The following is a 24,708-nucleotide window of genomic DNA, read 5'->3' on the forward strand; positions in this document are numbered from 1 at the left end:
AGGTGAAGACATGATAAAGCGAATTGAAATTATGGGTGTTCCTATTGATGCTGTAGATATGACAGAGGCAGAGGCACATGCTTCAGCATTTTTTGAACAGGAAAGTCTTCGGGTGATTTACACCCCAAATACGGAAATTGTGATGGCTGCCCAACAGGATAAAATCCTTTTAGATGCAATTAAAGCAGCTGATTTGGTGATTCCTGACGGCATTGGACTCATTTACGCTTCCAGAATATTGAAAAAAGGACTAAAAGAAAGAGTTACCGGAGTAGATTTGATGGGGAGAATCCTGTCCTACTGCAATCAGCAGGAGAAATCGATCTATATATTAGGCGGAAAACCTGGTGTGGCACAGCAGGCCTGCGCAAATATTCGAGCTAGATTTCCCCATTTGAAAATAGCAGGATTCAGGAATGGCTACTTTCAGGAATATGAAACAGATCAGATCATTAAAGAAGTTAATCAAAGCTGCGCAGATATTTTATTTGTAGGTTTGGGTGCCCCTAAACAGGAGAAATGGATTTATCAGCACCGAAAAGCCTTGGAGACTAAAATCGCCATGGGGGTAGGAGGCGGTGTAGATATATGGGCCGGAACGGTTAAAAGAGCCCCTGTGATTTATCAAAAGCTAGGCCTGGAGTGGTTTTACCGACTTTTAAAAGAACCCTGGAGATACAAACGGATGATGTCCCTACCCAAATTTATGATAAAGGTTTTGTTTAGTAAGAGATAATTAGAAGGTAAATTGTGATATAATATTGGAGATGAGAAAATGAGTATAAAAGGCAAATCGTCTGCATTATTGGATTATGCTTTGATCACAATTGGCACATTGATTATGGCGCTAGGACTTATTTACTTTTTAGAACCTTATACCATTGCTCCCGGAGGAGTGACTGGATTAGCGATTGTTATCAATAAGGTTTTAGGAATTCCTATTGATATAACAAACCTGGCGATAAATATTCCTCTGTTTATTCTGGGATTGATAACGCTGGGAGGAAGATTTGGGCTAAAAACTGCTTATGGTACATTAATGCTCTCCCTTTTTATTAGGATGTTCATGATTCTATTGGGACAAAATATCGTCATGGTAGAGGATTTATTATTGGCTTCCCTCTATGGCGGTGTGTTGATGGGTGTTGGTATTGGCCTTGTGTTTCGGGCCGGAGGTACCACAGGCGGTACAGATTTAGGTGCAGCGATTTTGAATAAATATTTTCCACATCTAGGTATCCCCAAAATGATGATGGCACTGGATTTGGTCATTGTAGCCTTAGCTGGAATTGTTAATAGAAAACTGGAAACGTCTCTATATTCAATTATAGCATTATACATACTTGTAAAGATTGCAGATTTCATTGTAGAGGATTTGAGTTATGGAAAGGCTTTTTTTATCATATCTAAAGAATCCCAAACTATTGGCAAGCAAATTCTTACAACCTTGGATCGCGGCGTAACAGTTTTAAAGGCTACAGGCTTTTATACAGGAAATGATCAGGATGTGCTGCTATGCATTGTAGATAGAACACAGGTGACAAAGCTAAAAAACATTGTATATGACATTGATGACAGTGCATTTATTATGGTTACCACGGTACATGAGGTGCTTGGAGAAGGATTTAAAAAATTTGTGTAGAATTAGGAGGGATTTTACTTGACGAAGGTAGGGCATGAGAGATTAAAGGAAACCGCATTGGAGATCCGAAGAAGTATTATTCGTTCTGTCCATGCAGCAGGATCTGGACATCCGGGAGGATCATTATCCGCTGTGGAAATATTAACGGCACTGTATTTTGAAAAAATGCAGATAGATCCAGCAAACCCAAAGTGGGAGGATAGAGACCGGTTTATCCTGTCAAAGGGGCATGCTGCACCTGTGCTGTATGCAGCCCTGGCAGAAAGAGGATTCTTCCCCAAAGAAGAACTTCTAAAACTGAGACATGTGGGTGCCATGTTGCAGGGGCATCCTGAAATGAAGGGGACTCCAGGAGTTGAAATGTCTACCGGTTCTTTAGGACAAGGCTTTTCCACCAGTATAGGTATGGCACTGGGGGCTAAGCTAGATCAGCGAAGCAATCGTATTTATGTACTTTTAGGGGACGGAGAAGTACAGGAAGGTATTGTCTGGGAGGCGGCTATGGCTGCTGCCCACTATAAGCTGGATAATTTAACTGCTTTTATGGATTATAACGGACTGCAAATTGATGGGAATACTGACGAAGTTATGAATATTGATCCTGTTACGGATAAATGGAAGAGCTTTGGATGGAATGTTCTTGTGATTGATGGTCATGATTTTGATCAGATTTTTGATGCACTGGAAAAAGCAGAGAACACAAAAAATCAGCCAACCATGATCATTGCAAAGACTGTAAAAGGTAAAGGTGTATCCTTTATGGAAAACCAGGTGAGCTGGCATGGAAATGCACCTAAGAAGGAAGAGGCTGAAAAGGCTTTGGAAGAACTAGGAGGTGTGCTGTAATGACTGAAAAAATTGCAACCCGCGACGCCTACGGAAAAGCTTTAGCTGAACTAGGAAAGTGCAACGAAAATGTAGTAGTATTGGATGCAGACTTATCAAAATCTACTAAGACTGCAGTATTTCAAAAGGAATTTCCGAGTCGATTCTTCAATATGGGTATTGCTGAACAAAATCTTATGGGCACAGCTGCTGGTTTAGCCGCTGTCGGAAAAATACCTTTTGCCAGTACCTTTGCGATGTTTGCAACAGGCAGAGCCTTTGAGATCATTCGAAATTCTATCTGTTATCCAAAGCTGAATGTAAAAATCTGTGCTACTCATGCAGGAATCACTGTAGGTGAGGACGGCGCTTCCCACCAGTCTTTGGAAGATTTAGCATGTATGCGTGTCATTCCGAATATGGTTGTGATAAATCCTGCTGATGCAGTAACCACACGAAAAGCAATTTTTGCTGTTGCAGAACATCAAGGACCTGTTTATGTACGATTGGGAAGATTAAATGTACCTGTGATTTATGATGAGGCAGATATAAGCTTTGAAATCGGAAAAGGAATAGAGGTTCGGGACGGTAAGGATGTAACCCTGGTAGCTACCGGCATCATGGTATCAGAGGCCTTAAAGGCCCGAGAGCTTCTGGCACAAGAGGGAATCGATGCCCGTGTTATTGATATCCATACCATTAAGCCTATAGATAAAGACATCCTTGTAAAGGCTGCATTAGAAACCGGTGCCATCGTTACTGCAGAGGAGCATAATATCGTTGGCGGTTTAGGATCTGCGGTAGCGGAGGTTCTAGGGGAGCTTCAACCTGTGCCGATCAAGCGGATCGGTACGAAAGATACCTTCGGTGAATCAGGAAAACCTGATGAATTAATGAAAAAATATGGCTTAACGGCAGAGGCGATTGCGGAAGCTGCCAAGGCTGTAATAGGGATGAAATAAGGAGAAACCATTTTTAAAACAATAAATCATATATACATAAAAATACCTTCCAACTTGTTTGGAAGGTATTTTTATGTATATATCCCGTGTTTGTAATTTTGAAAAACAAATTGTTAAATTAATTTTAAAGAGGCAGGCATCAGTTTTATTAAAAAATGGCTAATTTACAACAAAACGCCGCGAAAAACCTCCAAACTTATATTATTGACAAAATTATAAAAATTAATTATAATTTTATTGTACACGTTTGCAAAATATAGAAATAAAATTATACGAATGTTAATAAATTAATAACGTTTTAATATGAACACGTTTGCAATATCTTGCATGTGCACAAGAGAAAAGTAGAGGATAGAGGAGTGAAGATATGGCTGAGGTAGTATTAAAAAAAGTTGTAAAAACATATCCGAATGGATTTAAGGCTGTACATGGAATTGACTTACACATTAAAGATGGAGAGTTTATGGTTTTTGTAGGCCCTTCAGGATGTGCGAAATCCACTACCCTTAGAATGGTAGCCGGTCTTGAAGAAATTACAGGGGGAGAAATTTGGATCGGAGACAAATGTGTAAATGAAATTCCTCCGAAGGATAGAGGAATAGCTATGGTTTTTCAAAACTATGCACTATATCCTCACATGTCAGTATATGATAATATGGCATTTGGTCTAAAACTCCAAAAAACTCCTAAAGAAGAGATAGACAGAAGGGTCATGGATGCAGCTGAAAAGCTGGAAATAACAGAGCTTTTAGATAGAAAGCCGAAAGAAATGTCAGGTGGACAAAGACAAAGGGTTGCGGTAGGAAGAGCTATTGTAAGAAAGCCTGAGGTGTTTTTATTCGATGAGCCCTTATCAAACTTAGATGCAAAGCTTAGAGTGTCTATGAGGGTTCGAATTGCTCAGCTTCATGAACAACTAAAGCAAGAAGGACAACCGGCTACAATGATTTACGTAACCCATGACCAGGTAGAAGCTATGACAATGGGAGACAGAATATGCGTTCTGAATTATGGAAAAATCATGCAGGTAGATACACCAATCAATCTTTACAGCAAACCTGCCAATAAATTTGTAGCTGGATTTATAGGAGCTCCTGCAATGAATCTTTTAGCAGCAGAACTTGTGAATGAGGGAGGAAAAGTAGCTGTTAAGTTACCGGAAATATTGCTTCATTTACCGAAAGAAAAAGCTAATAAGGTTAAAGGATATGTAGGAAAGAAAATATGGTTTGGGATCAGACCCGAACACATCGGTTCTTACGAAACTCATCCGGACAAAGAGGAATATGCAAATGGAGAAGTTACAGTAATAGAGCAACTGGGTAACGAAGAATTTATTTACTTTACTATTGGCGGGATTCAATATATTGCAAGACTAGATTCAATGAAAGTGCAGAATATCTCAAAAGGAAAAGGTTGTAAATTTTGGTTTGATATGAATAAATGTCATTTCTTTGATTTTGAAAGTGAAGAAAATATTTCATTGTAATAAATTCACTATATTCAAATGGATATTATGAAAACGTTATATTAAAACTTACTATGTTAGGATGGATATTATGAAAATACTAGACTTTGCAGAGCATTATATTAATAATTATAAAAGATATAAAGAGAAATGGAACTATGAAGACGGTTGTATATTTAAAGGTGCTTTAGATTTATATAAAGCTACTCAGGATAAGAAGTACTTCCAATTTGTTTTAGATCATATTAATGAAGCCATTACAGAAGAAGGATCCATTTTAAAGTATGAAGTAGAAGAATTTAATATTGATAATATTAACTGTGGTAAGGTGTTATTCGATCTTTATGAAGCAACCGGAGATGGAAAATATGTAAAGGCTATTCATAAACTTTATGAACAGTTAAAGAGACATCCTCGTACAGAGGAAGGAAACTACTGGCACAAGAAGATTTACCCGAATCAAGTTTGGTTAGATGGATTATATATGGCCATGCCTTTTTATGCTAAATACGAAAAAGAATTTAAGGGTACAAATGCCTATGAAGATATCTACAAACAATTGAAGGTAGTAAGAGAAAGAATGTTTGATGATGAAAAATCTTTATATTATCACGGTTATGATGAAAGCAGAAAAGAAAGATGGAGCAATCCTGAAACAGGGTTATCGCCTAATTTTTGGAGCAGGTCAATGGGTTGGCTTCTGATGGCTTTTGTTGATATACTAGAGATACTGGATAGGGAAACTAGTCAATGGACAGAAATAAGAGACATGTTCGAAGAAGCTGTTGCCGGAGTTTTAAAATATCAAGATGTTGAAAGTTCTATGTGGTATCAGGTGATTGATAAGCCGGAGGAAGAAGGAAACTATTTAGAAACCTCAGGAACCCTGATGATTGCCTATGGAATCCTAAAGGGAGTAAGATTAGGGTGCTTGCCGGACTGCTATAGAGTATTTGGAGAAAAGGCTTTTGAAGGAACCATAAAAAAGTATCTGGATATTGAGAAAAAAGAATTAGGTGGTATATGCGGTGTAGCTGGTTTAGGCAATATGCCTTATAGAGATGGAAGCTATGCGTATTACATCTCAGAGCCAATTTTACCAAATGATCATAAAGGTGTTGGAGCATTGTTTATGGCTTATGGAGAAGTGTTGAAGCTAACCTCTGATAACTAAAATGCAGTATTTGTGCAATATGGTTTAAAATATATTTTTTCTATAAACTACACACGTTTGCACATACTTAAAACCTTTGATTAAAAAGTATTGACGCGAATAAAATGTAAACGTTTACATTGTGTTGGACAATCACTTTAACTTACTACTTGTGGAAGTAATTGCAACACCATATAAAAACAAGCAATATAAAAAGGGAGGAAGAAGAATGAAAAAGATAGCAAAGATAATGGCAATTGTACTCACATTGGCACTGTTATTTACAGCATGTGCACCAAAGAATCCAAGTACGGGCAACACAGGAGATCAATCAAAGGAAGTAAGCTTAAGATTCTCTTGGTGGGGTGGAGATGAAAGACATGAAAAGACGCTAGAAGTGATTAAGCTTTATGAAGAATTGAATCCAGGCGTTAAGATTACAGCTGAGTATGGTGGCTGGCAAGGGCATTTGGAAAAAATTACTACTCAAATTCTCGGTAATACAGCAGCAGATATTATACAAATTAACTGGAACTGGATCGCTGCTTTTTCAAAAGATGGCAGCGGATTCTATGATTTAAATACATTAGCAGATTATATTGATCTTGGAAACTACGAAGATCATTTGCTGGCACAAACAACAGTAAATGGAAAATTAAACGGTCTTCCAGTAGGTATCGCTGGTAAAGTATTCTACTACAATGCTAACACGTGGGAAAAAGCTGGAGTACCAATTCCAAAAACTTTTGATGAGTTATTTGCTGCGGCACCGGTATTTAAAGAAAAGCTAGGAAAAGATTATTATCCATTTGATTTAGATCAATACGGTGCTTTCCTAATGACACTATATTATCTGGAGCAAAAAACAGGCAAGCCTTTTATCGGAGATGACAATCAAGTAGCTTATACAGCAGCTGAGCTAGAAGAAGCTTATGAGTTCTATCTAAAAATGGTAGAGGCAGGTGTAACCCCTTCCATAGAAGCAAGGGCAGCTGCAGGCAATGTTCCTGTTGATCAGACTCCGGGTTGGATTCAAGGGAAATACGGTGGTACTTATGAGTGGGATAGTGCAATCAATAAGTTTCAACAATCCTTAGAAGGAGATCAAAAAATAGTAACGGGTGAATTTTTAACAGGAATTGGATCCCATCCTTCTGCTTTAGCAAAAGTTTCAATGGTGTATGGGATTAACAAAAATACAAAATATCCGGAAGAAGCTGCTAAATTCTTAAATTTCCTAGTATCAGACCCTCGAGCCACAGAAATATTAGGAACTTCAAGAGGAATTCCTGCAAATAAAGCGGCTGTAGAAACACTTGTAAGCAAAGATCAATTAAAAGGTTTAACATTTGAAGGAAATACTAAAGTAAATGAATTTATTGGACAAGGTATTAGCCCATACTTCGAAGCAGACGAGCTTCAACAATTCTACAGAGCAGTAATTGAAGAATTAGGTTATGGCAAACTTACTGCAGCCCAAGCAGCTGAAAAAACGATTAAAGAAGTGAATAGACTATTAAAAGAAAAAGCAAATTAACTATTTCAGGGGGAGATTCTCCCCCTTAAACCATAAGTTGGAGGATACAATAATGACGAAATTATTGAAAAAATATGAAGGGATGTTGTATATTACCCCATGGCTAATAGGAATTATCGTTTTTACAGCCTTCCCCTTTATCACATCCTTTGTACTGAGTTTTACAAACTATAATTTGATGTCTGCTCCTAAATTTATTGGACTTCAGAATTATATTACAATGTTTAGGAGTCCGGATTTTAGAAAAGCTTTTGGGGTAACTTTTAGATACGTTGCCATAACGGTTCCTTTAAAATTGGCCTTTGCATTATTTATTGCCTATATATTAAACTTTAAAATAAAAGGAGTTAACTTCTTTAGAACTGCCTATTACCTACCGTCAATACTAGGGGGAAGTGTAGCCATATCAATCTTATGGAGATTTTTATTTGCTGATACAGGGCTGATTAATATTTTTCTGGGATTTTTAGGTTTTCAAAGTATCAGTTGGCTGGGAAATCCAACGTATGCTATTTTTACCTTGAGTCTTTTAAGAGTTTGGCAATTTGGATCACCGATGGTTATTTTTTTAGCAGCATTAAAAAATATTCCTGAATCTTTATATGAGGCGGCAAAAATTGATGGAGCCAGCAAAGTAAGTATGTTCTTTAAAATAACGCTGCCGCTGATTACTCCAGTAGTGTTTTTTAACTTCATTATGCAATTAATACAAGCATTTCAAGAGTTCAATGCGCCTTACATTATTACAGGTGGTGGTCCTCTGAAATCAACCTATTTACTGCCTTTAATGATTTACGATAACTCCTTCAAATATTTTAAAATGGGATACGGAAGTGCTTTATCATGGTTCCTGTTTGTGGTTATTATGATATTTACAGCGATTACATTTAGGTCTGAAAAATATTGGGTGCACTACTCAGATGGAGGGGATGAATGATGGAAGCTAAAAGCATGAAGAGAGAAGAAGAATTAGTGAAAATAGATAAAATCCGTAGAAAAAGAAGACACAGAAAAGAGCAGATCGGCAAAGCAATAAGATATGCTATATTAGTTTCTGTAGGGCTTATCATGTTATACCCTCTTATTTGGCTGATAGGAGCTTCTTTTAAGACAAATGCAGAAATCTTTACTTCTATTGGATTCATGCCTAAAGATTTCGATTTTTCAGGTTATATAAGAGGGTGGAGAACATCGACTGAATATACTTTTGCTAGGTATTTTGCAAACACTTTTAAAATCGTTATTCCAAAGGTAATATTAACGGTGATATCAACTGTATTAACTGCTTACGGTTTTGCAAGATTTAAAATTCCGGGCAAAAAATATCTATTCAGTATCTTAATTGGTACACTATTGTTGCCAAATGTGGTTTTAAGAATACCTCAATATTTGATGTACAGGGAATTCAACTGGTTGAACTCTTATAAACCATTAGTAGTACCGGCAGCTTTTGCAGTAGATGCATTTTTCGTATTTATGCTGATACAATTTCTAAGAGGGCTTCCTAAAGATCTGGAAGAAGCTGCAGTAATTGATGGATGTAACTCATTTCAAGTACTAATATATGTATTAATACCTATGTTAAAACCAGCTATTATCTCCGTGGCTCTGTTCCAATTCATGTGGACGATGAACGATTTCTTAGGACCATTAATCTACATTTCAAGTGTAGAAAAATATCCTGTTTCCATTGCCCTTAAGATGTCTATGGACGCTAGTGCTATTGTACAGTGGAATCAAGTTCTAGCCATGTCAGTAATTGCATTACTTCCATCACTAATTGTTTTCTTCTTAGCTCAAAAACACTTTGTTGATGGTATATCTACTACGGGTATGAAAGGCTAGGCGATATCGTAAAAAGGGAATAGATGCGTGTTATGAAGAGATTAGTAAAGAGCAAAGCTTATTATCGGGAGGAACTATGAAGTTTGATATTATATCAGTAACATCAAGGACAATAACAATAGAAGTTGTAAGTGATGAATGTGTTTACGCCAAGAATAACTTTGAGATTTATTTAGATGGAGAAGTTACTAAATTATCAAATAAAAATGTAACAACCATATCTGGTTTGGAGCCAAATAAAGAATATGAGGTTTATTTGAAGGATATCAATGCATTGTCTTATAGTAACATCAAAATTTTTAGAACGAAGTATGAATGTGCAACTTTAAACGTCAAAGATTTCGGAGCATTAGGGACTGGCAACCAGTACGATACCGCAGCGCTGCAGGCTGCAATATTGGCCTGTCCAGAAGACGGAAGGGTGGTTATTCCACCGGGAAACTATTTAACTGCCCCCCTTTTTTTGAAAAGCAATATGACCCTGGAAATTCAAAAAGGAGCTATACTTTTAGGCAGTACGATAAGGAGAGATTATCCTATACTGCCAGGCATTATTCAAACAACAGATAAAAGTGATGAATTGTATTTAGGTTCATGGGAAGGCGATCCGGCAGATTGCTTTGCCAGTTTAATAACGGGTATAGGGGTAAAAAATGTTAAGATAATTGGAGAAGGAATTATTGACGGAAATGCATCCTTTGAGAATTGGTGGAAGGACGCAAAGCAAAAAAGGACGGCATGGAGACCGAGATTAATATTTTTAAAAGATTGTAGTAATATTTTAATAGAAGATATTACTGTACAAAATTCACCTTCATGGACAATCCACCCAATGTTTTGTGAAAATTTAAAGCTAATCAATCTAAAAATAGTGAATCCTAAGGATTCGCCAAACACAGATGGAATCAATCCCGAATCTTGTAACCATGTAGAGATCATAGGCGTGGACTTCTCTGTTGGAGATGATTGTATCGCAATCAAGTCAGGAAAAATATATATAGGGCGAAAACTAAAAACTCCGTCACAGGACATTATCATTAGAAATTGTCATATGAAATTTGGACATGGTGCAATTGTTATTGGTAGTGAGATGGCAGGAGGAATTAAAAATATATATGCTTCTAGGTGTATTTTTGAAGAAACCGATCGCGGAATCAGAATAAAGACAAGAAGAGGCAGAGGTAAAGACGGCATTATAAATGGAATTAATGCTGAAAATATTATTATGAAAAAAGTCTTAACGCCCTTTGTAATCAACTGTTTTTATTTCTGTGACCCTGATGGGAAGACTGAATATGTTTGGAGTAAAGAAAAACTGCCTGTAGATGAAAGAACACCATCTATTAGAAACGTCTATATAAAGGATATTATTTGTGAAGGGTGCGAGGTTGCTTCAGGATTTATCTATGGCTTGCCTGAAAAAAAGATTGAGAATATAACTCTTGAAAATATTAGGATGAGCTTCACCTTAGATGCAAAACCAGGCTACCCTGCAATGATGAGTTTCTTAGATGAACAGGTAAGAGCAGGATTCTTTATAGGCAACGCAAAAAATGTAATGATTAAAAACTTTACAACTGAAAATGTTATAGGTGACCCTTTTATTTTTTCAGAAGTTGAAGGGTTATTTTATCAAAATTACAAGGAGGTATTTTAATGTTAGAAATAAGATATGCATCAAGTAATAAAGACGCCAAGGGTTATGATACAAGTAGATTGAGAGAAGAGTATCATATAGGAGGACTTTTTCAAAAGGATGATGTGAAACTAGTTTATTCGCATATTGACAGAATGATTGCAGGATCTGTATGTCCCGTAGAAAAAGCATTAAAGCTGGAAGCCGGCAAAGAGATTGGAGCAGAGTATTTCCTTGAAAGAAGAGAATTAGGTGTTATTAACATTGGTGGTAAGGGAATCGTGGTTTTAGACGGACAAGAATATGAACTCGATAAAAAAGATGGACTTTATGTAGGAATGGGAATAAAAGACATCATTTTCAAGTCTATTGATAGTCAAAATCCTGCTAAATTTTATATCAATTCAGCACCAGCCCATGTTGCCTATCCAACTGTAAAAATTAACATAAAAGATGCAAATCCGGTACATTTAGGCTCAGAAAAAGAACTAAACAAAAGAACGATTTATCAGTATGTTCATCCTGCTGTATGTAAATCATGCCAACTAGTAATGGGGATGACATTACTGGAAGAAGGTTCAGTATGGAATACAATGCCTGCCCATACCCATGATAGAAGAATGGAAGTGTACTTCTATTTTGACATGGATGAAGATGCTATGGTGTTTCACATGATGGGTGAACCTCAAGAGACAAGACACATTATTATGAGAAACGAAGAGGCCGTTATCTCCCCATCTTGGTCAATCCACTCCGGAGTCGGTACTAAGAAATATACCTTTATTTGGGGAATGGCTGGAGAAAATCAAACCTTTACGGATATGGACCATATTGATAACAGAGATCTACTATAGGAGTTAGACGATAGAAGTTAGGGAGGGCGATATGGATGGAAAATTATAATTATGTATTGGATACGTTTGGTTTGAATGGAAAAGTAGCTATGGTAACAGGAGGAAATAGTGGGATTGGTTGGGCAATTGCTAAGGGTTTAGCAAAAGCTGGAGCAGATTTGTTTCTTTTTACCCATTCTCCAAGAAATCTAGAGGAAATTACAAAGGAAATTGAAGCCATGGGAAGACAAGTAAAGTTTGCCCACGGTGATCTGGATGTGGAGGCAGATGCCATGGGAGCAGTTGAAAAATGTATTGAGGCCTATGGTAAAATTGATATTTTAGTAAATAATGCAGGTACGATTCATAGAGCACCTCTTTTAGAAGGTGATAATGAAGGCTGGAAAAAAGTAATTGACTTAAATTTGAGTTCAATCTACTACTTATCTAAGATTGCAGGAAAGTATATGGTAGAGCAAGGAAGTGGAAAGATTATTAATATTGCATCTATGTTATCCTTCCAAGGAGGGAAATTTGTGCCTTCCTATACTGCTTCAAAGCACGGAGTAGCAGGTTTAACAAAGGCCTTTGCAAATGAACTGGCAGAAAAAAATGTACAAATCAATGCAATTGCTCCGGGTTATATAGAGACTGCTAATACAGCTCCAATTAGAGCTGATGAAAAGAGAAATGCTGAGATTTTAGGAAGAATTCCAGCAGGAAGATGGGGAAAACCGGATGATTTGGCTGCTGCGGCAGTATTTTTGGCATCTAAGGCCTCTGACTATATGAATGGTCATATTGTATGTGTAGATGGAGGATGGTTGGTTAGATAATAGTATTTATAAGTACGCAAGAAAAAGGAAAAGGCTGCTTTTATAGACAGCCTTTTTCATATATACTTTATTTTATCAGGAAGTTAGAGATTATTGAGTTGAAAATAAGTGATAAAGGGTGGTAGGATTTAATCAATTGGCCTGGATAATGAAATAGTTATCGTCCTTTTTTTTCATTTTTTGAATTACCATAAAGCATATACCTAGGGCGGTTATTCCTACTAGTCCGTTACTAATCATCATAGCAATTCCTACACTTTCACTGCCTAAATTGGTGAAATTCTGAAGGATATATAAGCTTGGTATTCTAAATAAAAATAAACGTAGGAAGTTAATGACTAAAGAGAGTTTCGTATAGCCAAATCCATAAAGCAGTCCCATAACAGCAGAAGTTACTGTCAATGTTATTAAAGCAAAGATTTCATATTTTAGTATGCTTCTGATGATTTCTAAAAATTGCAAATCGCCTTTAGCGAATATACGAATAATCGGATCCATGAAAATATTTATCAATACCATGCCTAATGCACCGATGACTAAAGTAACAAGAAGGGTTTTCTTAAAAGCATCTAAGGCCCTTTCGAAATTTTCATTTCCTAAATTCTGACTAATAATTGCTGCTTCTCCATCTTGGAAACCATTGGCTATGCTCGTTGGAATACCGGCTATATTATTAGAGACACCAAGGGCACCGACTACCATACTTCCATAAAGGGCGCTCATAGAATTTACGATAACTTTACCAAGGCTAAAGGTAAATTTTTCAAAGAAAATTGGAAGTGCAAAAATCATTATGGGACATATGGTTTTCTTAGATAAATCTATATTTTTAAAAGAAAGTCTAAACATATTATCCGAGTTTAGCATATTAGACAATCCTACTACAGTTAAGGTTAGATGAGCTATCAATGTGGCAACGGCCATCATCATGATACCAAAATTAAAAACATATACAAATAAGGCAGTAAGAATTAGTTTAAGTGCAAGTACCATCAAGTTTAAATTCAATATCAGCTTTGTATTTCCTTTCGCTCTTTCAATAGCCATATATACATTATTGATAAAAATAGCAATAATCATGATGATTTCAACAACAAAATAGCTGCTGCCAACAGTTATAAGCTCCTCCGGTGTGTTTACCAACCTTAGAATCGGTTTTGTAAATGGAATGATAAGAAATAGCAATAGGAGACTGATGCATATTGCCAGAAATAATACTGTGTTCACATATTTTTGTGTATTCTTCATATCATCGGCACCATAATATCTCCCAATGATAATTCCTCCGCCAACAGCTAAGCCGGCTCCTATCGCTGTTATCATTGTCTTTATTTGGACTAGGTAAGCAATAGCAGAAACAACATTAGAACCTATATGGGCCGCCATCATTGTATCCAGGAATCCAAACAAATGATTAAACCCATTATAAACTGCTAAGGGAAAGGATATAGACAAAACTACATTCCACATATTTCCTTCCAATACGAAACTTCTTCTTTTTCTATCGGTTTTGTTTAAAGTATTATTCATATTTTGTCCATCCTCATTTATGTCTTTTGATCTAATTATTTTCCTATTGGTGCAGCCAACTATATTGACAAAGGGTCACTGATAATGAATATATGTAATTATACCCTACCCTATAGTAAAATTCTGCACGTATTTTGCTATTATTGTGAATTTGTATGCATATTTTGCTTTGTTGTAATGGCCAATGATGATATAATTAATTATAGGTGATTTATTATGAGAGAAATCAATATAGACTTTCAGTGTCCTGACAACGCTTTCTATTTTTCTCATCGAAAGGTGTTTGGTCAGTTTACGATGCATGCCCATCACTTTCATGATCAATATGAGGTTTATTATTTGTTATCGGGAGAAAGGCATTATTTTATCAAAGATAGAGTTTTTCATGTAAAGCCTGGGACTTTAGTAATAATTAATGAATATGACCTGCATAAAACAACAGATGCCGATTCAGAAGATCATGTGAGAATTTTAATTAATTTTACTAAAAACTACTTTGCAGCATCTCCACATGTAAACGAACTTCTAATTAAGCTCTTTACAAAGAATAATTTTGTTATTCCTTTTTCACCGGCTGACAGACAATATGTTGAGGCTTTGTTATATAAAATGACCCATGAAGTACAGAATAAGGCTATTGGATTTGAAGTTTCTTTGCAGGCTCTTTTGATGGAGCTTTTAGTGTATGCCGTAAGGTATATAGAAGAAAATCGTAATCATAAGTTAGAGCATCCAAGTCCTATGCATGAAAAGATATCAGAAATTGTTCAATATATAAACAATAATTATAATACTCCATTGTGTCTCCCATCTGTTTCTAAAAAGTTTTTTATCAGTCAATATTACTTAAGTAGAGTCTTCAAGCAAGCAACGGGCTTTACTTTTATCGAATATGTAAACAGTATAAGAGTTCGGGAAGCACAGCGCTTGCTCCGGGAGTCAGGAGACAAGGTTATTGATATCGCTGAGAAAGTGGGATTTAAAAATGTGGCTCACTTTGGTAGAGTTTTTAAAAAGATCACCAATTTTTCACCATTAAACTATAGGAATTTGAATAAAAGATAGCTATTGACCACTCCGGCAACCAAAACAGAATAGATCAGGGCTGTCTTGCACTTGGAGCAACCGGTCTTTGGAAATTTATTGTATAAACAAATAATTAAGATAAAAACAAATAAATTCATAGAAAAATCAACATAAATGTAGTATGCTCTTATAGAGCATATTGGCATATTGCATTTTAGTAAATGTTTAAAAATACAAAAATCTACTAGCTTATTCCTGTGATAGAGGTCTATAATAGATATTTTTTAAATACAGCTTATAGATTTTATAATAGAAACTATATACCGTCTAAATTTTACTGAGAAATTCATGAGGTGAGAAAATGAGCGTTACAATAAAGGACATAGCAAAACTGGCCAATATTTCCCATGCAACAGTCTCTAGGGCACTAAATGATAGCCCTTTAGTCAATCAGGAGACAAAAGAAAAGGTTATGAGTATTGCTAAAGAACTTAACTATATTCCCAACTATAATGCAAAAAGCCTAGTATTGAATAGATCTTATCATATTGGTCTGTTTTTTTCTTCTATAAACCAAGGGCCTTCTGCCCATATCTTTTATGAGGTGGTTAAAGGAGTTAACAATGTAATTAAAGATCAATACAACCTAATCGTAAAAGGGATAGATGAGTATCAAGATTTTAATAGAATAGATAGAAAGGTTTTTGACGGAATTATAGTAATGAGTCAAAGCATGAAAGATACGACTTTCATTTATCACATTATAGATAAAAAAATCCCGTTAGCAGTACTAAATAGAGAATTAAAGGAAGACAATGTAATAAACATTTTATGCGATGATAAAAAGGGAGCATATAGTGCTATTGAATATTTAATTAAAATGGGGCATAAAAAAATTGGATTTATTGAAGGGAAAGAAGGCTTTAAGTCTTCCCTTGAAAGAAAAACCGGATATCTGGATGCATTAGTAGACTATGGTTTACCTATTCATAAGAAGTTTATTGTAAAGGGAAATTATGACTTAGATAGTGGCTATGCAGCTATGGAACAGTTACTGGCAAATGAAGAATATCCTACAGCAGTATTTTGTTCCAATGATGATATGGCGGTAGGAGCTATGAAAGCCATCAGAGAGAAAAACTTAAGTGTGCCTCAAGATATCTCGGTTATCGGGTTTGACGATAACATTTTTTCTAATTTCTTGACACCGGCATTAACTACAGTCAGGAGGCCAATCGGAAAAATCGGCGAAGCAGGGGCAAAGGCATTAATTAAATTTATTAACAAGAAAAAAGTTGAAAAAGATGCGATATATATTAATACGGAGTTGATTCAAAGGGATTCGGTAAAGGAAATCTAAAGAGACGGGGACGGATCGAAACCAATGAAAACCCTAATAAATATCGTATAAAAGTCAATATATCGTACTTGTAGCATGACACGACATAAAATGTAGGGTTGGGTCTCCGTGCCCAACCAGATAAAAGGTCTAGCACATGCTGGTGGGTATGGAAACCTGCCACTTCCGTACAAAATTCTCTTTCACTGCTGACCATTTCCAGGTTGTAAGGATTACAAATTCCACAATCTAAAGCGTCTTCTGCCAAACCTATTTTTTGCAGTATGGAATGAACCACCCGCCTCTGAAAATCCTCTCCACTATGGGAAGAACAAATAATTGCCAGTTCCTCATTGCTGATAGTGAAGCTGTTTGTGGTAGTCGCTTATGCAAATAAAACCGCTGTGCACACTTTCTATGCGATAACTTCTTGTGAGTACAACGAGAGGTTTCATGTAAAACTCCTTTTCTATTGAGAATTCTATATTAGTACGACTGAAAGACAAATATTCATGATTTATAAAATCTATATAGAATATTTAAGGGACATTCAGAATACTATTTAGTATATATTAAGGAGCAAGGGGGGATATGGGTGAAATTCAAATGGTCTTTTAATCTTAGGGGTCTCAATTGGAGAACCATTGCAATCGTAGCGGTTGTGATATTAATCGTGGTTGCAGGAATTTATACGCTTAAATATTTTATGAAGGATGATGGAAAAGTGGCTTTTGAAGTACTGAGTGAGGAAATGATACCGCAAAAAGTCCAGGAGATACTGCCCAGATATAAAGCTTTAGAAAGGGCACTGGCATGCAAGGTAGATGGAGATATTTATGTGATTGCTACAAGAGGAGAAAAACCCACAGGTGGATATACGGTTGATATAGATCGCATTATGAAGGTAAAGGAAGAAGATAAAAATAAACTGGTAGTATATGTAACCTTCGATGATCCTAAGCCAGGAGATGTGGTGACACAAGTAATTACATACCCTTATACAGTTGCAAAAACCAATCTGAAGGAGCTCCCAGATAAGATAGAGCTAAAAGTAAAGTACGATGAGTAATGAAGAGCCCGCATATTAAAGTGCGGGTTGTTTCTGTTTTTTTTGACATTTCTTACAAAAATCAGTAAATTTATTTTTTGCAGGGTACATATCTGGGTATTGATATTAACAAACTAAAATAGGGAGGTTGAGTAAATGTTAGATCAATACAAAGTCCCGGTGGACAAACTAAAAAATAAATGTGATATAGGATGTTTTGATTTTAATACAACTGCAGATTTATATCCTTTGCAGGGAATTATTGGTCAAAAAAGAGCAGCAGATGCTCTGGAGTTTGGCTTAGATATAAAAAAGAAGGGCTATAATATTTTTGTTTCAGGATTAAGCGGCACAGGGCGCAACAGCTATGTGATTTCTATCGCAGAAAAAAAGGCTGAATCAAAAGAAACACCCGATGATTGGATCTATGTACACAACTTCAAAAATCCAGACAGTCCCATTGCCTTAAGCCTGAAAAATGGCAGTGCAAAGCATTTCAAAAAAGAAATCGAAAACATGATTGAAATTCTTCAGAAGGAAATACCTCAAATTTTCTTGAGTAAAGAATACGAGAATAAAAAAAGCGTTTTGGTTCAGCAATATCAAAACTATACCCAGCAAATTATTGACGAATTGAACGTTTTAGCTAGATCCTATGATTTTATGTTTACTCAGACGGAGCGGGGATTAATGAGCGTTCCTCTTAAAGAGGGACGACCCATGAGTGAGGAAGAGTATAGAAATTTAAGTCCTCAAGAGGTTGACAAACTGCGGCAAAATTCCAATCAGCTCAGCCTGGAAACCATTGATGTGTTTAATAAGCTGAGAGCCTTGGAAGAGGAATATCGAAACCGCATCAAGCAGCTGGATGAAAAAAGCGGGTTTGATGTAGTAGATTTTTATATCAATCAGCTAAAGGAGAAGTTTGGAGACCGGGATGCCATAATAGAGTTCTTAGAGCTGCTAGAAGACGATATCGTAGGACACATCGATAAATTCAAATCCGATAATGGACAGGATCTGAATAATCCTTTTGCCATGTTTCAGATGCGTTCAACAGAGGCATTCTTTGACCGCTATAGAGTCAATCTTTTCATTGACAACAGTGAGAAAAAAGGCGCACCGATCATTAATGAAACGAATCCCACCTATTACAACCTGTTAGGTAGAATTGAGTATAAAAATGAATTAGGAGTTATGAAAACGGATTTTACAGAGGTAAAGGCTGGTGCCCTGCATCAAGCCAACGGGGGATATCTCATCCTTCAGGCTAAGGATTTATTAACCAATCCATTTGCATGGAATGCATTAAAGAGAGCTCTAAAGACCAATGAGATCATGATCGAAGGACTAGACAAGCAGGTGGGCTATGTCGTTACCTCTACCTTAAAGCCACAGCCTATCCCCCTGGATATAAAGGTTATCATCGTGGGAGATCCCTATACCTACTATCTGTTATACAGTTACGATGAAGACTTTAAGAAACTATTTAAAATCATGGCGGATTTTGATATTGAAATGGAGCGCAGTGAAGAAAATATTTACAAGATGGCTCGGTTTATTGCCACCCATTGTGAAAAAGAAGGTTTAAGGCATTTTGACAAAAGTGCTGTAGGACGCATGATTGAATATAGTTCACGGTTAGCCGAAGATCAATACAAGCTGAGTTCAAGGTTTAACCAAGTAGTAGAAATTCTCTATGAAGCTGACCGCTGGGCGGAAATGATGGGATCAGATCATGTTTCTATTATTCATGTGGAGAAGGCTATTGCAGAAAAGATTCAGCGAAATAATAAATACGAAGAGAAAACCATGGAAATGTTTGAAGATGGGACCCTCCTCCTAGAGGTTGAAGGGGAAAAGGTAGGGGAAATCAATGGATTGGCTGTTACAGGAACTGGAGAATACAGTTTTGGTAAGCCCAGTAAGATTACTGTGACCACCTATAAAGGAAAATCAGGCATTATCAATATTGAAAGAGAAGTAAGAAAAAGTGGAAGCATTCATGATAAGGGTGTGTTGATCTTAAGTGGATATATTGGGGACAAATTTGCTCAAAACAAACACTTATCCTTATCGGCTAATATTGTATTTGAACAGCTTTATTCTGGGGTTGACGGAGATAGTGCATCCAGTACAGAATTATATGCGCTGTTGTCCAGTTTGTCCAGGATTCCAATTAAGCAATACATCGCTGTTACCGGCTCTGTTAACCAGAGAGGACAGATTCAGCCCATTGGAGGAGTAAACGAAAAGATAGAGGGCTTTTTTAGGGTTTGCAAGTTGAAAGGCTTAAATGGAAAACAAGGGGTTATGATCCCACACCAAAATGTAAAGAATTTGATGTTAAGCGATGAAGTACTCAAGGCTGTAGAACACGGACTGTTCAATATTTATGCCATTAAGACCGTGGAAGAAGGGATAGAAATACTCACCGGAGTGCCTGCTGGGACTCTAGAAGAGTCTGGTGAATATACGGAGAACAGTGTATATGATTTGGTAGACAAGCAGTTGAAGAAATTCCTGGAAGAGGATGAAATCAGAGAAGCAGATAAACTGCATAAGCATACAAAGAGAAAAGGAAAAAAGCAAAAGGAATAGAACAAAATGTAAATAAGGGCAGACAGTTGTCTGCCCTTATTTACATTGAATGATCTCTGATTCTGTTATAATGTAATCTACCGCCTGATCAAAGACTTCTGCAGGGACCTTTTCTACCAGCTGTAAATCGAAGGCTAAGGCTACTGCAGGGATTTTTTTCGGCAGCTTTTCAAAAAATCTGTCATAGTAGCCGCCGCCATAACCAATGCGATATCCTTTTCTATCGAAGGCCACACCGGGAACAATCACAAGGTCAATTTCATCAGGCGCAACCGGTCGTATGTATTCCTCTTTAGGTTCGAAGACCCCAAAGGTACCTTCAGCCAGCTCTTCAGCAGGATTTTTCAAATGAGATAGAATCATTTCCCGGGTTTTAGGTACACAAATGGGGACAATTGCTCTTTTGTGGGATGAAATTAGATCTTGAATGATCTCGCCAGTTTTAACTTCACCTCTGAAATCGATATAAACCATTACGTTCTGAGCTGCTTGATAGGCAGGAAAGGCTTTTAACTTCTGTGCAATTGCGCTGCTTTTTTCTAGGATTTCCCCTTCTGACAGCATTCCTCTGCGATTTTGTGTTTCTTTTCTCAATTCCTTTTTCATCATCTCATCTCCTAGATGTATATTTCATTTGACTTATTCGCGATTCGTCATTAGATTCCTTTGAAATCTGGCAAATTTAACAGCATTGCTTTCGACCCAAGCTTTTGATGGCAAGTATTAGGGTTTGGAAAAAAAGACAAAACATACTATAATAGTAATAAGGTCAACAAAAAAATTAATTTTTTACTACTTTCTAAATTTAGGACAAATGTATTATAGATTCATGTTAAAATAATAGAGGAGATTTAGGATATTTTGTAGAAACGTATATGAATTAGTGGGAGTTGGTCAAATGATAGAGCTTTTTAATGTTACAAAACAGTACAAAAATGGTACATCAGCACTTTCAAATATAAATGTTCAAATCAGTAAAGGGGATTTTGTATTTTTAGTGGGTCCCAGCGGCGCAGGAAAGTCTACCTTTATAAAACTGCTTTTGAAGGAAATTGAGCCAACTGAGGGACGTATCACCATCGATGACATAGATACCACAAATCTTTCAAAAAGAAAAATTCCCATGCTGCGAAGAAAGATAGGCTTTGTTTTTCAGGATTTCAGGCTGCTGCAGAATAAGACTGTATTTGAAAATGTAGCCTTTGCCATGGAAATCATAGAAGCAAGTCCTAAGGAAATCAGAAGACAGGTACCAACGATTCTAAGCATGGTAGCTTTAAGCGATAAAGCAAATATGTACCCTGAACAGCTTTCAGGGGGGGAACAGCAGCGGGTTTCTATTGCAAGGGCTATTGTTAACAATCCGGCAGTTTTGATTGCCGATGAACCCACAGGAAATCTAGACCCAGAGACTGCGTGGGAAATCATGAAATTGATAAAGCAGATTAACCGCAGAGGCACTACCGTAGTAATGGCTACACACGCCAAAGAAATCGTAGATATGATGCAGCAGCGCGTTATTGCACTTGAGGGAGGAAGGATTGTAAGAGACGATAAGAAAGGTGTGTATGGCTATGAAGATTAGGACGGTATCTTATATGATTCGCCAGGGATTCAAGGGATTATGGCGGAATCGGATGATGACCTTTGCATCTATCGGATCTGTTGCCTCTGCATTGATTATCCTGGGTATTGTTTTTATGATTATCCTAAATATTAACAGTCTTGCAGAAACCGCGAAGGGGCAGTTTGACTCTATACAACTGTATCTGAAAGATGACTTGGACCAAAAAAAAATTGATGAAATTGGAAAAACTGTTAATAAAATCGATGGCATCGAAAGTGTCTACTATATATCGAAAGCAGAGGCCTTGCAGGATTTGAAAAAGCAGTGGGGAGAGCATGGTTATCTGTTAGAAGGACTAGAGGTAAATCCTCTACCAAACTCCTATGTGCTGAAGCTTAAAGACATCAAGTATTCGGAGCAGGTCGTGGACCAGGTGAAGAATGTCAGTGGGTTAGAGGAAGTCAAGTACTATAAGGATATTGTGGACAAGCTGCTGCGGATAACACATTTTATCCGTATGACAGGAATGATCGTCATTGGAATTCTAATAGGTATTTCTATGTTTATTATTTCCAATACCATTAAGATTACGGTAGCCGCCAGATATAGAGAGATTAACATTATGAAATACGTAGGTGCCACCAATTGGTTTGTAAGATGGCCCTTTCTTATTGAGGGAATGATCCTAGGCTTTGCTGGGTCCGTAATTGCACTGGCAGTAATCGGCTATAGCTATAAAAATATATTCGATCTAATTACAGAAAAAATGTATGTAATGGTTTCTGCTTATATGATTCCAACACCGCTGTTAGTAAATAATCTGGCTGTGATATTCTTAGTTTTAGGCACCGGAATCGGTGCGTTAGGAAGCATATTTTCTATGAGAAAGTTCCTAAAGGTGTAGAAAATGTGTAAAGGGGGACGCAAAGGAGTATGAAAGGAAATCGAATTTCTCTATTTTTATTTACATTTGTATTGATGCTGACTTTCTCTCTGGAAGCCTTCGCCATGGATGTGACCAGTGAACAGAAGAAATTGGAGCAGTTGAATAAGCAGATCAAAAACGTTCAGACAAAGCTGGTACAAAATAAAAATCAAGAAAAAAATCTAAATAGCCAAATCAAGGTTTTGGACCAGAAAATTGATCAAACAGAGAAAGAGATCGGTCAAATTAGTACAGATATTACGCTGACCCAGCGAAAAATCAGTCAGACCAAAGCAGAACTGCAGCTGGCCGAAGCCAATATCAATGATAAAAAAGATGTATTGAATGCAAGACTCCGAGTAATGTATAAGAATGGAAATGTGGGCTATGCAGAGGTGCTGTTAGATTCAGCAAACATTGTAGATCTATTTTCCAAGCTGGATATGGTTCGGAAAATATTCAATCATGATGTGGATTTGCTAAAGTATATGAAAGCGCAGCGAGATGCCGTAGAGATTAAGAAGAAAACTTTAGAGAGCCATCAATCCAGGATGATGGCGATGGCTCAAAATATGGAAATAAAACAGAAAGAATTGGAAAAAAGCCGTGGTGAAATGAGCCGGGTAAAATCAAAGCTCCAGCAGGATAATAAGCAGCTGGAAGAACAGATCGATGAGTTGAACCGTTACGCACAAAAAATTGCGGAGGAGATTCGAAGAAAGCAATCGAAGGGTGAATATGTAGGTGGACAGATGGCTTGGCCTGCACCAGGCTATACAAGGGTAACATCACCTTTTGGCAATAGAATTCATCCTATCTTAAAAACGAAAAAACTTCATACAGGCATTGATATTGGCATACCATCTGGCAAAAATGTTGTAGCAGCTGGAGATGGTACGGTGATCCATGCAGATTGGTTAGGCGGCTATGGAAAAGCAGTTATGATTGACCATGGCGGTGGTATTGTAACTTTATATGCCCATAATTCAAGTTTGCTGGTGAGTGAAAAGGACAAGGTAAAAAGAGGAGATACGATTGCAAAAGCGGGAAGTACAGGAATGTCTACTGGACCTCATTTGCACTTTGAGGTTCGTAAAAATGGCGAGTTTGTAGATCCATTGCCATGGGTAAAGTAAATAATTTGATATAATTGTAAAAAAAGTTGTAAACTAACAATCAAATATAAAAATGAATTTTATTGGTTTAATCGCATGTATGGCTATGTGATTAAACTTTTTTTATTTAATAGGAAAGTGCTACTTTTCCTATTAAATAAAAAAGGCACCCCATAGAGAATTATGGTATGCCAAATAGACCTAATGTAAAAGATTAGATCATTTTTTGTATTCGTAATGTATACCACGAATCCCGGTATAGGATTTTGGAGTCATGGCGCCATCACAAACTTGACAATCAGGTTGTGGTGGAACAGAAGGATCTAGGCCATCAAATAAATTGTCTTCTTTTAGCTGTTCAACAATAAAACGAGGAACCCATAAGGAATAATTGCATTTAGTGCAAATAAATTCGATCAAATCATCATCTTTAGAAAAACCTTCAAGTATATTCATAATAACCTCCATGAAAAATGTAATAGTGTACTAAGCACTATTATATAGAGACCAGCTAATAAAAGTCAATAGTTAAGTTTGATTTTTTTAAAAAAATTGGTTTTAGAAAAAAGAGTATAGCAAAGCTAGCCATATGTAAAACACGAACAATGACAAAATGATGAGCTACATCTCTACTGCGATTTAAGCAGCTTTGATTTTGTTTGAATTCTTAGTTTTTCTCCAAGATTGATGATCTTGAGGGCTCCTAATTTCAAATGGCTTTTCGTCACGGAGAACCGCAAATATGTAATGGAGAAGTTTATGCATTACAGCTACTAAAGCTACTTTCTTTTTCTTGGTTTCACATTTTTTATGATAATAA

The 24,708-nt window shown here is 36.7% G+C and carries 22 protein-coding genes and 2 pseudogenes; 19 read left to right on the plus strand and 5 right to left on the minus strand.

The annotated features are described in order from the left end of the window. Positions 1-10: 10 nt before the first annotated feature. The 12 genes from BUB56_RS02025 (at position 11) to kduD (ending at position 12,737) form a co-directional block, all read left to right on the plus strand. A complete protein-coding gene (locus tag BUB56_RS02025; RefSeq protein ID WP_190014074.1) occupies positions 11-736 on the plus strand; it encodes a WecB/TagA/CpsF family glycosyltransferase in 726 nt (241 codons plus the stop codon). A gap of 39 nt (positions 737-775) precedes the next feature. Then, positions 776-1,642, plus strand: coding sequence for a YitT family protein (locus BUB56_RS02030; RefSeq protein ID WP_110939713.1), 867 nt, complete (start codon positions 776-778; stop codon positions 1,640-1,642). An 18-nt stretch (positions 1,643-1,660) separates the two neighbouring features. Continuing rightward, complete coding sequence (locus BUB56_RS02035) at positions 1,661-2,488, plus strand: transketolase (protein WP_110939714.1); 828 nt, start codon at positions 1,661-1,663, stop codon at positions 2,486-2,488. Continuing rightward, entirely contained in the window at positions 2,488-3,429 is a 942-nt protein-coding gene (locus BUB56_RS02040) for a transketolase family protein (protein WP_110939715.1), read from the plus strand. Before BUB56_RS02035 ends, BUB56_RS02040 begins: the two co-directional genes overlap by 1 nt. Positions 3,430-3,796: 367 nt before the next feature. After that, on the plus strand, positions 3,797-4,918 hold the full coding sequence (locus tag BUB56_RS02045) for an ABC transporter ATP-binding protein (protein ID WP_110939716.1): 1,122 nt from the start codon (positions 3,797-3,799) through the stop codon (positions 4,916-4,918). A 70-nt stretch (positions 4,919-4,988) separates the two neighbouring features. After that, the gene (locus tag BUB56_RS02050) at positions 4,989-6,071 is read left to right on the plus strand and encodes a glycoside hydrolase family 88/105 protein (protein ID WP_110939717.1); all 1,083 of its coding nucleotides are present in this window, start codon (positions 4,989-4,991) and stop codon (positions 6,069-6,071) included. 208 nt (positions 6,072-6,279) lie between these two features. Beyond that, positions 6,280-7,587, plus strand: a complete 1,308-nt coding sequence (locus BUB56_RS02055; RefSeq protein WP_110939718.1) for an ABC transporter substrate-binding protein — start codon at positions 6,280-6,282, stop codon at positions 7,585-7,587. A gap of 52 nt (positions 7,588-7,639) precedes the next feature. Further along, positions 7,640-8,524 (plus strand): carbohydrate ABC transporter permease, encoded by an 885-nt coding sequence (locus BUB56_RS02060; RefSeq protein ID WP_110939719.1) that lies wholly within the window; start codon positions 7,640-7,642, stop codon positions 8,522-8,524. Beyond that, positions 8,521-9,432 (plus strand): carbohydrate ABC transporter permease, encoded by a 912-nt coding sequence (locus tag BUB56_RS02065; protein ID WP_110939720.1) that lies wholly within the window; start codon positions 8,521-8,523, stop codon positions 9,430-9,432. Before BUB56_RS02060 ends, BUB56_RS02065 begins: the two co-directional genes overlap by 4 nt. Positions 9,433-9,508: 76 nt before the next feature. Continuing rightward, positions 9,509-11,089 (plus strand): glycoside hydrolase family 28 protein, encoded by a 1,581-nt coding sequence (locus BUB56_RS02070; RefSeq protein ID WP_110939721.1) that lies wholly within the window; start codon positions 9,509-9,511, stop codon positions 11,087-11,089. Further along, positions 11,089-11,922 carry a 5-dehydro-4-deoxy-D-glucuronate isomerase gene (kduI, locus tag BUB56_RS02075; protein ID WP_110939722.1) on the plus strand — a complete coding sequence of 278 codons (834 nt, stop codon included), beginning with the start codon at positions 11,089-11,091 and terminating at the stop codon, positions 11,920-11,922. Before BUB56_RS02070 ends, kduI begins: the two co-directional genes overlap by 1 nt. A gap of 35 nt (positions 11,923-11,957) precedes the next feature. Then, a complete protein-coding gene (gene kduD, locus BUB56_RS02080; RefSeq protein ID WP_110939723.1) occupies positions 11,958-12,737 on the plus strand; it encodes a 2-dehydro-3-deoxy-D-gluconate 5-dehydrogenase KduD in 780 nt (259 codons plus the stop codon). Between the two features lie 132 nt (positions 12,738-12,869). Here the strand turns inward: kduD and BUB56_RS02085 are convergent, their stop codons facing one another. Then, on the minus strand, positions 12,870-14,267 hold the full coding sequence (locus tag BUB56_RS02085; protein WP_110939724.1) for an MATE family efflux transporter: 1,398 nt from the start codon (positions 14,265-14,267) through the stop codon (positions 12,870-12,872). Between the two features lie 216 nt (positions 14,268-14,483). Between BUB56_RS02085 and BUB56_RS02090 the strand changes: the two genes are divergently transcribed. Next, entirely contained in the window at positions 14,484-15,332 is an 849-nt protein-coding gene (locus BUB56_RS02090; protein ID WP_110939725.1) for an AraC family transcriptional regulator, read from the plus strand. 322 nt (positions 15,333-15,654) lie between these two features. Then, on the plus strand, positions 15,655-16,653 hold the full coding sequence (locus BUB56_RS02095) for a LacI family DNA-binding transcriptional regulator (protein ID WP_110939726.1): 999 nt from the start codon (positions 15,655-15,657) through the stop codon (positions 16,651-16,653). On the opposite strand, the pseudogene BUB56_RS20325 reads toward BUB56_RS02095, so the two are convergent. After that, a pseudogene (locus BUB56_RS20325) lies at positions 16,610-16,996 on the minus strand (asparaginase); the annotation flags it as partial. The gene BUB56_RS02095 and the pseudogene BUB56_RS20325 overlap by 44 nt on opposite strands. A 231-nt stretch (positions 16,997-17,227) precedes the next feature. Here BUB56_RS20325 and BUB56_RS02105 point away from each other — a divergent pair. Together BUB56_RS02105 and BUB56_RS02110 are read left to right on the plus strand one after the other, a co-directional pair. Next, positions 17,228-17,701: a protease complex subunit PrcB family protein gene (locus tag BUB56_RS02105; protein ID WP_242946193.1), complete on the plus strand. Its 474-nt coding sequence runs from the start codon at positions 17,228-17,230 to the stop codon at positions 17,699-17,701. A gap of 135 nt (positions 17,702-17,836) precedes the next feature. Next, complete coding sequence (locus BUB56_RS02110) at positions 17,837-20,281, plus strand: Lon protease family protein (RefSeq protein WP_110939727.1); 2,445 nt, start codon at positions 17,837-17,839, stop codon at positions 20,279-20,281. Positions 20,282-20,317: 36 nt separating this feature from the next. Here the strand turns inward: BUB56_RS02110 and BUB56_RS02115 are convergent, their stop codons facing one another. After that, on the minus strand, positions 20,318-20,887 hold the full coding sequence (locus BUB56_RS02115; RefSeq protein ID WP_110939728.1) for a 5-formyltetrahydrofolate cyclo-ligase: 570 nt from the start codon (positions 20,885-20,887) through the stop codon (positions 20,318-20,320). Positions 20,888-21,179: 292 nt separating this feature from the next. On the opposite strand from BUB56_RS02115, the gene ftsE reads away from it, so the two are divergent. From ftsE to BUB56_RS20070, 3 genes are read left to right on the plus strand one after another with little or no spacing between them, the layout of a single operon-like run. Next, the gene (ftsE, locus tag BUB56_RS02120) at positions 21,180-21,866 is read left to right on the plus strand and encodes a cell division ATP-binding protein FtsE (RefSeq protein WP_110939729.1); all 687 of its coding nucleotides are present in this window, start codon (positions 21,180-21,182) and stop codon (positions 21,864-21,866) included. After that, entirely contained in the window at positions 21,856-22,752 is an 897-nt protein-coding gene (gene ftsX / locus BUB56_RS02125) for a permease-like cell division protein FtsX (protein WP_110939736.1), read from the plus strand. The genes ftsE and ftsX overlap by 11 nt, the downstream gene beginning before the upstream one ends. Positions 22,753-22,781: 29 nt before the next feature. Next, a complete protein-coding gene (locus tag BUB56_RS20070; RefSeq protein WP_278319440.1) occupies positions 22,782-23,909 on the plus strand; it encodes a murein hydrolase activator EnvC family protein in 1,128 nt (375 codons plus the stop codon). A gap of 198 nt (positions 23,910-24,107) precedes the next feature. On the opposite strand, the gene BUB56_RS02135 is transcribed toward BUB56_RS20070, so the two are convergent. Together BUB56_RS02135 and BUB56_RS02140 are read right to left on the minus strand one after the other, a co-directional pair. Further along, complete coding sequence (locus BUB56_RS02135; protein WP_110939730.1) at positions 24,108-24,344, minus strand: hypothetical protein; 237 nt, start codon at positions 24,342-24,344, stop codon at positions 24,108-24,110. Between the two features lie 183 nt (positions 24,345-24,527). Further along, positions 24,528-24,708 (minus strand): annotated as a pseudogene (locus BUB56_RS02140) (hypothetical protein); the annotation flags it as partial.

The organism is Geosporobacter subterraneus DSM 17957 (assembly GCF_900142145.1).
Classification (GTDB): Bacteria; Bacillota; Clostridia; order Peptostreptococcales; family Thermotaleaceae; genus Geosporobacter; species Geosporobacter subterraneus.